The sequence below is a fragment of the Acidiferrobacteraceae bacterium genome (genome assembly GCA_037388825.1).
In the GTDB taxonomy this organism is placed as follows: Bacteria; Pseudomonadota; Gammaproteobacteria; order Acidiferrobacterales; family JAJDNE01; genus JARRJV01.
The window spans coordinates 21,052-27,456 of the sequence record JARRJV010000029.1; the positions used below are offsets into that span (position 1 = coordinate 21,052).

The 6,405-nt window shown below is 61.0% G+C and carries 6 protein-coding genes and 1 tRNA gene; 5 read left to right on the plus strand and 2 right to left on the minus strand.

Annotated features, from left to right (window positions below; all coding sequences use genetic code 11):
• The first annotated feature begins 193 nt into the window (after positions 1-193).
• The 4 genes from P8X48_07235 to P8X48_07250 all read left to right on the plus strand — a co-directional run bounded on the left by P8X48_07235 (position 194) and on the right by P8X48_07250 (position 4,252).
• Positions 194-640, plus strand: coding sequence for a hypothetical protein (locus tag P8X48_07235; GenBank protein MEJ2107106.1), 447 nt, complete (start codon positions 194-196; stop codon positions 638-640).
• A gap of 59 nt (positions 641-699) precedes the next feature.
• Positions 700-2,595 carry a potassium transporter Kup gene (locus tag P8X48_07240; protein ID MEJ2107107.1) on the plus strand — a complete coding sequence of 632 codons (1,896 nt, stop codon included), beginning with the start codon at positions 700-702 and terminating at the stop codon, positions 2,593-2,595.
• 6 nt (positions 2,596-2,601) lie between these two features.
• Positions 2,602-3,327, plus strand: coding sequence for a glycosyltransferase (locus P8X48_07245; GenBank protein ID MEJ2107108.1), 726 nt, complete (start codon positions 2,602-2,604; stop codon positions 3,325-3,327).
• A gap of 157 nt (positions 3,328-3,484) precedes the next feature.
• Positions 3,485-4,252: an undecaprenyl-diphosphate phosphatase gene (locus P8X48_07250; GenBank protein ID MEJ2107109.1), complete on the plus strand. Its 768-nt coding sequence runs from the start codon at positions 3,485-3,487 to the stop codon at positions 4,250-4,252.
• A 669-nt stretch (positions 4,253-4,921) separates the two neighbouring features.
• Here the strand turns inward: P8X48_07250 and P8X48_07255 are convergent.
• Positions 4,922-4,998: transfer RNA gene (locus P8X48_07255), tRNA-Arg, on the minus strand.
• 173 nt (positions 4,999-5,171) lie between these two features.
• Here P8X48_07255 and P8X48_07260 point away from each other — a divergent pair.
• Positions 5,172-5,651: a c-type cytochrome gene (locus P8X48_07260; protein MEJ2107110.1), complete on the plus strand. Its 480-nt coding sequence runs from the start codon at positions 5,172-5,174 to the stop codon at positions 5,649-5,651.
• A gap of 46 nt (positions 5,652-5,697) precedes the next feature.
• Here the strand turns inward: P8X48_07260 and P8X48_07265 are convergent.
• Positions 5,698-6,405 (minus strand): ATP-binding protein (locus tag P8X48_07265; GenBank protein ID MEJ2107111.1); only part of this gene is annotated, 708 nt, incomplete at its 5' end.

Below are 6,405 nucleotides of genomic sequence, written 5' to 3' on the forward strand. Positions count from 1 at the left end.
CGGAAATCCGTTCACGAATTGTTGTCGTCCCGTCAGCACCACTGGCTGGCGCGGGTGTGGGTGAGGAGGAATTGCGCTAGACTGCGGGCAAATCAGGGCATGCATCTGCCTGCCCGGGAAGAGGGAATCGTCCAAAGAGACGGACAGGGGGCTGAATGGATACTGCGCATGATGCGCTCCGGCGGTTGTTCGCATGAGCGATGCGAAAGAGCGGGCAAAGGCCATTGCGGCGGAGATCAAGGCCGCGATGAAGGAGGCGCGAGCCGCGGAAAAACGTGCGGCCGCACTTGGCAAGGAACTGACGCAGGTCCTTGCCGAGATTCGCGAGGCCGATGCGCCCCGCAAGATCGTGGAATATCCGCCAGGGAGGTACGAGTGTCTTTCCTGTGGACAAATCACCTTGCTCACGTCGCCGGTGGCTGAGCTTTCCGAATGCGACAACTGCGGACAGCAAAAATTCAGCGGGCCTGAACCCAAGGTGACCATCGTGAAACCGCCACCACCGAAGCGCTATCCCGCGGGGATGTATCGTTGCCAGGCTTGTGGGGCACAAACGGCGTTGATCAATGACACGGACACGATGCCCGAATGCGATTTTTGCGGTGAAGCAAAACTCGAACGAATCGGCGGCGGGTCCTAGGCCGGCAGCATGCCGGCGTCTTCCCTGATATGTCCGATCCGGGTACAGCAACTTCCGGGGTGTCATCGGCCGATGGAGCATCGACCGACAGCCGACGATTGGTGTTGCTGAGCCTGGGTGCACTCGGGATCGTATTCGGCGACATCGGTACCAGTCCCCTTTATGCATTGCGAGCCTGTTTTTTCGGCAACGCTCTGCTGCCGGTCAATCACGAGAACGTGCTCGGTGTTCTTTCCCTGATCTTCTGGTCACTGATCCTCGTGATCTCGATCAAGTATTTCCTGTTTGTCATGCGCGCGGACAACCGTGGTGAAGGCGGAATCCTTTCCCTGTTTGCCCTGTTGCGCCCCTGGCAACAGAAACAGGGCCGTACCGGCCGGGTGATTCTGCTCATGGCCCTGCTGGGCGCGGCCCTGCTGTATGGGGATGGCATGCTGACCCCGGCGATCTCCGTACTGAGCGCCGTGGAAGGGCTCGAGATCGCGACACCCGTGATGGAGCCCGTCGTACTCCCCTTGACTGTACTCATACTGATTGGCCTGTTTGCCTTCCAGAAGTCGGGCACCGCGGGAGTGGGGGCGGTCTTCGGTCCCATCGTCGTGATCTGGTTTGTCGTGATTGGTGTTCTGGGTCTGCGCGCGATTCTGGACTACCCGGCCGTGTTCGGTGCGTTGAACCCAGTACACGCGGTTGCGCTGTTTGTCCGCAACGGAACCGTGGGCTTTCTGGTGCTGGGTGGGGTATTCCTGGTCGTGACCGGCGGCGAGGCGCTGTATGCCGACATGGGTCATTTCAGCCGTGGAAGTATCGGCCTGGCATGGTTCGCCGTGGTACTGCCCGGGCTGCTGCTCAACTATTTCGGCCAGGGGGCGGAAATCCTGGCGCACCCGGAAGCGGTCCGACACCCGTTCTACTATCTGGTTCCAAGTTGGGGCGTATATCCCATGGTCGGCCTGGCCACCGTGGTCACCGTTATTGCGTCGCAGGCCGTGATCTCCGGCGCATTCTCGCTCACACGGCAGGCTGTGCAACTCGGGTATGCCCCTCTTGTGAACATCGTCCAGACTTCCTCCGAGGAACGTGGCCAGATCTACATCCCTCTGGTCAACTGGGCCTTGCTGGTAACGACCGTCCTGGTCGTACTGGGTTTCCAGTCGTCCCAGCGCCTGGCGGCGGCCTACGGCATGGCGGTCAGCACAACCATGGTCATTACGACCGTGCTTGCGTTCTTCCTTGCCTGGCGGGTGTGGAACTGGCCCGGCCTGGTGGCCGTCCTGGTGGCCTTGCCGCTGCTGGTCATGGACAGCGCGTTCTGGGGCGCCAATCTGATGAAGTTTCTCGAGGGTGGGTGGCTACCACTGGTGATCGGTGTCGCCGCCATGTTCCTTATGGTCACCTGGTATCGCGGGCGCGAACTGGTCCGCGAACGCGTGCGCCAGCGGACCGTGCCGCTGGACCGGGTGTTGGAAAACCTTGCAACCTATGGGCTGACCCGTGTTCCCGGCGTCGCCATATTTCTCTCCGGTAGTCGTAACGCGCCTGGCGCCCTGCTGCATCAACTGAAGATCAACCGCGTGTTGCACGAAACTGTGATCTTTCTCACGGTGGTGACCGATGATGTACCCCGGGTCCCCGCGGGCGAACGACTGGAAGCCGAAGACCTGGGCAACGGGTTTGTCCGGGTGGTCGCGCATTACGGATTCATGCAGACGCCGAACGTCCCGGTGGCCCTGCGCTTCTATCACGAGCGCGGCCTGATCGACAAACTGGACGATGTGGAAAGTGCGAATTACTTCCTGGGCCACGCGAGACTGATCCCTACGCCGGGTCACGGTATGAGTATGTGGCGCAAGCGTCTGTACCGCTTCATGGCGCACAATGCCATGAATACCGAGGCCTTCTACCAGCTACCGCCGTCGCGTGCGGTCGAACTCGGCGTACAAATCGAGTTCTGATTCCGGATGGACGTCGGCTATTCGGTCATTGTGCCTGCCTACAACGAATCGGACTATCTGGTCCCGACTCTCGAGGCCTTGCACGAAGCCATGGCTTCAATTTCCCTGCACGGGGAATTGATCGTTTGCGACAATAATTCCACCGACGACACCGCGGAGCTTGCGCGCCGCGCCGATGCGCGCGTGGTATTCGAAGCGGTCAACCAGATTTCGCGCGCTCGTAACGCGGGTGCACGCGAGGCCCGTGGTCGCTATCTCCTGTTCGTTGATGCCGATACTCATATTTCTCCGCGACTTCTGCGCACGGCACTGGAGCAGCTGGAGTCCGGACGTTGTATTGGCGGTGGCACCCACGTTCAACTGGCACCCCCGCTATCGGTCGGCGTGCGCTTCATCGTCGGCCTGTGGAATCGCATTTCGTCCACCTTTCGTTTGGCGGCGGGGTGCTTCTTCTGGTGTGTGCGCGAGGATTTCGAGGCCGTGGGGGGATTCAGCGAAACGGTCTACGCGAGCGAGGAGATCTGGCTGTCCCGTCTTCTCCGTCGCCGCGGACGAAAGACCGGGCGACGGTTCTGCATCCTCCGCGATTATCCGGCGATCTCCTCGGGACGGAAGCAGCATTGGTTCAGCATGGGCCGCCAGCTTGGTCTGCTGGCGATGGTGGTGTTCTTTCCGTTTTTCGTACGATACAAACGGCTGTGCTCGTACTGGTACGAACGTCCGGAGCGATAGGAGATCTGCTATGGCTTCTCTTCCTGGACCGGGACGGCCCGAGTCTTCACCCGCGATGTCCTGCGTGCGGCCAATTCGTCTATTTGGCAAGGGCAACGTATGATTGCTCATACATGGCAACACGTGAAATCGTAATCGCTGACAGGAACAGTTCTTCATGCATGCACTCCAGGCGGCCATCCTCGGCCTCGTAGAGGGTTTCACCGAATTCCTGCCCATATCTTCCACCGGGCACATGATTGTCGTCAGTCAGTGGCTTGGCCTGCCACAGGACTCGGCCAACAAGGCGTTCGAGGTGATCATCCAGCTCGCCGCCATCCTCGCCGTGGTCGCCCTCTATCGCGACAAGTTCACCTTGCGCCACATTGAGCTGTGGAAAAAGATCATCCTTGCCTTCATACCGGTAGGGGTGGTGGGTCTGCTGTTCTACAAACAGATCAAGTCCATGTTTTCGGTGGAAGTGGTGGCAATAATGTTCATCGTAGGTGGCATCGTCTTTCTCATCGTTGAACGTATCTACAAGGAAACACCGTCCCACGTCGCCAATGTTGAGGACCTGAGCTATCGTCAGGCCCTGTGGGTTGGCCTTGCACAGGTGTTCTCTCTTGTTCCCGGCACCAGCCGGGCTGGTGCCACTATTGTCGGCGGCCTGCTTTCGGGCTTGAGCCGCACTGCGGCCGCGGAGTTTTCGTTTCTGCTGGCGCTGCCCGTGATGGCCGCCGCCAGCGGCCTCGACCTGCTGAAACACTACCGTGAATTCGAGGACAGCAACCTGCTGCACCTGGGGATCGGCTTCGCCGTCGCATTCGTCGTCGCCTACCTGACCATGCGATGGTTCCTCGTGTTCCTGTCCCGGTTTACGTTCAACACATTCGGCGTCTATCGCATCGCTTTTGGTGTTGCCCTTTTATTGTGGTATCGCTAAGCAGGGCGCGCTGTTTTCTGTTTCGCCTGCGGCGATCAAAATCTACTAGTCCGGGCTGGTCCGGACGGCCCAGGTACTTTTTCTTTGCTTGTCCAAAGAAAAAGTACCCAAAAAGAAAGGACCCCCGGGTCCTTGGCCTTACGGATGTTATACATCCTTCAGGCTCCCCTCGGCAGAACGAAAAAATCCCCCACGCGCGTCGAACTCGGAACCTTCGCTGCGCGAAGGCTTGCCTCGACAGGCTCCGCGCGTGCCGAATTTTCTCCATCCTGCCTCGGCGGCGGACACGGGAGCAGAACCCCAAGGTGGTGTTTTTCATCCCCGTCGGAGCTCACCGAGCACCGCAGCGAGGACCGGAATGAGTGCGAGGGGTGTCGAGCCCGAGCCGGGCGGTGTTCCCGGCCGGCGAGTTCCCGAGCACCCGGTCCGAACGAGGAGCGCAGGGGACCCGCGATAAGCGGGTGAGCGACCGGGGCCGCCTTTCTTTTGGTTACTTTTCTTTGGCGGAACAAAGAAAAGTAACCTGCTGCCGGTCAGCCACCGGCGCAGCAGCTTTTCAGGTCGCCGCAGGCGAAACAAAGACAGCGGGGCGCCGCCCCGCATACCCTCGCGAATGCGACCCACCCCCAACAAAAAAACCCGTAGATTTCTCTACGGGTTTTTGACAAATGGCGCGCCCGAAGGGATTCGAACCCCTGACCTCTGCCTCCGGAGGGCAGCGCTCTATCCAGCTGAGCTACGGGCGCCGGGAAGCGAAGCATACCCGCCCGCCTCGAAAGCGTCCACGGAGCCGCCGACCCCCGGCGGGAGTGTGTATTCCGCGGGGGGGATTGGGCTATACTACGCGCGATTTTCGGGCCGTCCGGGCCTGCCGGGCGGGCATACAGCAAGGCAACTATTGATAATAGGTATCGTAACCATGAGCAATATGTCAGATCGCGACTTCACCCGGAGTTTCTCCATCATGATCGGGGCCCTGATTGCCCTGGCCGTGGTCATATTCATCGTCGCAAACATCGTTGGATTCAAGACCAAGGCGACCACGGTCGGCGCCAACAAGGCCGATGACCAGAGCCTGGTCTCCCGCATCGAGCCCGTCGGCAAGCTGGTCGCGGCCCAGTCCGTGGTGAGCGCCGCCATCCCGACGGCCCAGGCGGCAACGGACGGAAAGTCGGTCTATGAAGCCACCTGCCATGCCTGCCATGGCACCGGTGTCCTGAACGCACCGAAGTTTGGCAACAAGGCCGATTGGGCCCCGCGCATCAAGCAGGGTATGGCTACCCTGGACAACCACGCCATTCACGGGATTCGCGCCATGCCGCCCAAGGGTGGAAATGCCAGCCTGAGCGATGCTGCCGTGAAGGCCGCCGTGGCGTATATGGTTGATCACTCCAAGTAGTCCCGACACCAGGCTGAAATGAAGAAGCGGCCGCAAGGCCGCTTTTTTATGCCTGTCGCCGGGACATCCCGGGCGCTCTACGGTCGAGATAGCGCAGCTGGATTGCCTCCGACAGATGGGCCGGGCGGATTTGGTCGGCGCCATCGAGGTCGGCTATGGTGCGCGCCAGTCGCAGCAGGCGGTGAAAGCTGCGGGCACTCATCCCCAGCCGCTCCATCGTTTGTTCCAGCACCTTCCTGCCGTCCGTGTCCAATCGACAGTAGCGATCAATCTGTTCGACCGTGAGCCTGGAATTCAGGGTCTCGCCCCGCTGCACCTGGCATTCGCGGGCCACGACCACGCGCGCTCGCACGGCAGCCGATGATTCTGCCGGTGTCCGGTGGGGTTCCAACAGCTGCCGCCGTGGCAGCGCCCGGACCGGGACATGCATATCGATGCGGTCGAGCAAGGGGCCGGAGATGCGGCCGCGGTAGCGCAGGATCTGATCCGGGGTGCAGTGGCAGTGGTGGGCGGAATCGCCGGCGTAGCCACAGGGACACGGGTTCATGGCCGCGACCAGCTGAAATCGTGCCGGAAAGTCCGCTTGTCGTGCGGCGCGCGAGACGGTGATGGTTCCGGATTCCAGGGGTTCGCGCAGCACCTCCAGGACCCGGCGGTCAAACTCGGGCAATTCATCGAGGAAAAGCACGCCGTTGTGGGCCAGAGAGATTTCGCCCGGGCGGGGATGACTGCCACCGCCGACCAGTGCGACGCC